Consider the following 2,513-nt stretch of genomic DNA (forward strand, 5'->3'; position numbering starts at 1 on the left):
GCCGCGTCGCCGACGGTCTTGAGGCTCTTGACGTCCTCGTCGGGGATCTTCACGCCGAATTTCTCCTCGGCCGCGACCACGACCTCGACCATGGACAGCGAGTCCACGTCGAGGTCGTCGATGAAGGTCTTGTCCGCGGTGGCGTCGGCTGGGTCGACCCCGGCGACCTCCTCGAGAATCGCGGCGAGTCCTGCCAGGATTTCGGACTGCGACATGTGCGCCTCCTTCTTGGTTTAGCCCGATACGTCAGCGTGTCGGGCGGTGCTTTCGGGGAATCCTATGGGCAGCGGACGACCTGACCGCAGTAGGTCAGGCCGGCGCCGAAGCCGAACAGTAGAACAGGATCACCCGGCTGTAGTTCCCCACCGTCGAGGATCCGACTGAACGCGAGCGGGATGCTGGCGGCCGAGGTGTTGCCGGCATCAACCACGTCGCGGGCGATGACGGCGTTTGTGGCGCCGATACCGCTTACCAGCGCATCGATTATCCGGAGATTGGCCTGATGCGGGACGACAGCGGCGAGTTCGGCGGGTGTGAAACCGGCAAGTTCGCAGGCACGCCGGATTGTCGGTGTCAACGCGAGGGCCCAACGGAACACCGTCTGACCTTCCATCCGAAACAGGTTGTCACCATACCCCGGAACGCGAATGGCACCCGCCTTCCCGCCGTCATGGCCCCACACGGCCGGCCCGATCTCCCGCGTCGCGGCGGGTCCGACGACCGCTGCACCCGCACCGTCGGCGAGCAGGATGCAGGTCGTGCGGTCGTCCCAGTCGGTGTAGTCCGACAGCCGTTCGGCCGCGACGACCATGACGTGTCTGGCGCTGCCGGCCCGAACCATGTCCGACGCCATCGACAAGGCGTATGAGAAGCCGGCGCAACCGGCGTTGAGGTCGAGGGCGCCTGCCCGCACAGCGCCGAGGCGGTGGGCGATCTGTGGCCCGGAGCCAGGGATCTGGGACGGATTCGTGCAGGTCGCGAGCAGCACCATGTCGAGGTCGGCGGCGTCGATGCCGGCCGCGGCCAGTGCCTTCTCCGCGGCCATGCTCCCCATTGAGACGATGGTCTCGTCGGCGTCGGCGATGCGTCGGGTGGCGATACCGGTCCGCGTGCGCACCCACTCGTCCGACGTCGCGACCCGGTTGGCAAGATCGTCGTTGGTCACCACCCGGGCGGGACGGTATGTCCCCAGCCCCATCAGCCGGGACCCGGTCATCGCAGCGCTCCGACGAGTCCGGTGTCCGTCTCCCCGACAGCTGTGCCGGCCCGATCGGTACCGGCCCGATCGGTACCGGCCCGATCGGTACCGGCCGGCGGGCCGCCGTACTCGGCGACCAGCTCCCGGGCGGCGGGCAGGTCGTCGGGGGTCTTGACGGCGACTACCCGTACGCCGGGGAACTCCCTTTTGGCGATTCCCGCCAACGTGCCGGCGGGCGGGAGCTCCAGGACGGCGGTCACCCCGAGATCACGAAGCTGTGCCAGACACAGGTCCCACCGGACCGGGGCTGCCACCTGGTCCACCAGCCGGGTGACCAGATCCGGCCCGGTGCGGATGACGGCGCCATCCGCGTTGGACACCTGCGGTAGCCCGGGTGTCCGCGGGCGCAGACCCGCTGCGATCACGGCGAGGCGCTCGCGGGCAGGCTCCATGAAGTGGGTGTGAAAGGCACCGGCAACCGACAGTGACCGCAGTCGGGTCCGGGGCGGCGGGTGCTCGGCGAGGGTGGCCAGCGCCTCGACCGTGCCGGCAGCCACGATCTGGCCCGCACCGTTGCGGTTCGCGGCGGTCAGGCCGAGTTGCTCAAGATGGTCGATGACGAGGTCGGGCTCGCCGCCGAGGACAGCGGTCATGCCGGTGGCGACACGCCCTGCGGCCTGCGCCATCGCGCGTCCGCGCAGCGCGACGAACACGAGCGCGCTTTCGGCGTCCAGCGTGCCGGCCAGGACCGAAGCCGTGATTTCACCCACGCTGTGGCCGGCGACGACGATATGTCCCGGGTTGATCGCAGGCAGCTGCTCGGCGGCGACCAGACCGGTCGCGACGATCAGTGGCTGGGCGAGCGCCGTGTCTCGGATTGTGTCCGCGGATGCGTGGCAGCCGACGTCGACAAGGTCGATTCCGACCGCCTCGGACCACCATCGCAATCGTGTTTCAACCCCGCCGATCTCGAGCCAGGGTTGCAGTTGACCTGGAGTCTGGGCACCTTGACCGGGCGCGAGGATAGCGAGCACCGGACTACCTAACCCTTCCCAGCCGGTGTCTGTCGCTGGCGGGCACTCACCGTTGTGTCGGCGCCTCATTGTGGGTTCTCTACAAGACGATCCGGTCGTCGCACATGTTTGTTCCGCATCTACCTGCTGGAGCGGAATCTTGTGACACGGGCGACAATCGGCGGTAACACGGCCTGCGTGAGTGCCCGTTTTTGATCTTCTGGCCGGCTCCCCGAGCCCGCAGCCCCGGCCACACAAGCGATCATTCCGGCGGTCAGGTGGCGGTGAGTCGACCCAGGATG

The 2,513-nt window shown here is 68.3% G+C and carries 3 protein-coding genes; all 3 read right to left on the reverse strand.

The genetic code is table 11. The features are described from left to right. On the reverse strand, positions 1-215 hold a 215-nt coding region (locus U9980_RS11675; protein WP_322767928.1), incomplete at its 3' end, for an acyl carrier protein. A 62-nt stretch (positions 216-277) separates the two neighbouring features. Next, positions 278-1,216, reverse strand: coding sequence for a beta-ketoacyl-ACP synthase 3 (locus U9980_RS11680; RefSeq protein WP_322750507.1), 939 nt, complete (start codon positions 1,214-1,216; stop codon positions 278-280). After that, complete coding sequence (locus tag U9980_RS11685; RefSeq protein ID WP_322767929.1) at positions 1,213-2,232, reverse strand: ACP S-malonyltransferase; 1,020 nt, start codon at positions 2,230-2,232, stop codon at positions 1,213-1,215. Before U9980_RS11685 ends, U9980_RS11680 begins: the two co-directional genes overlap by 4 nt. Positions 2,233-2,513 lie beyond the last annotated feature (281 nt).

The sequence above is a fragment of the Protofrankia sp. Cr1 genome (assembly GCF_963555865.1).
Classification (GTDB): Bacteria; Actinomycetota; Actinomycetes; order Frankiales; family Frankiaceae; genus Protofrankia.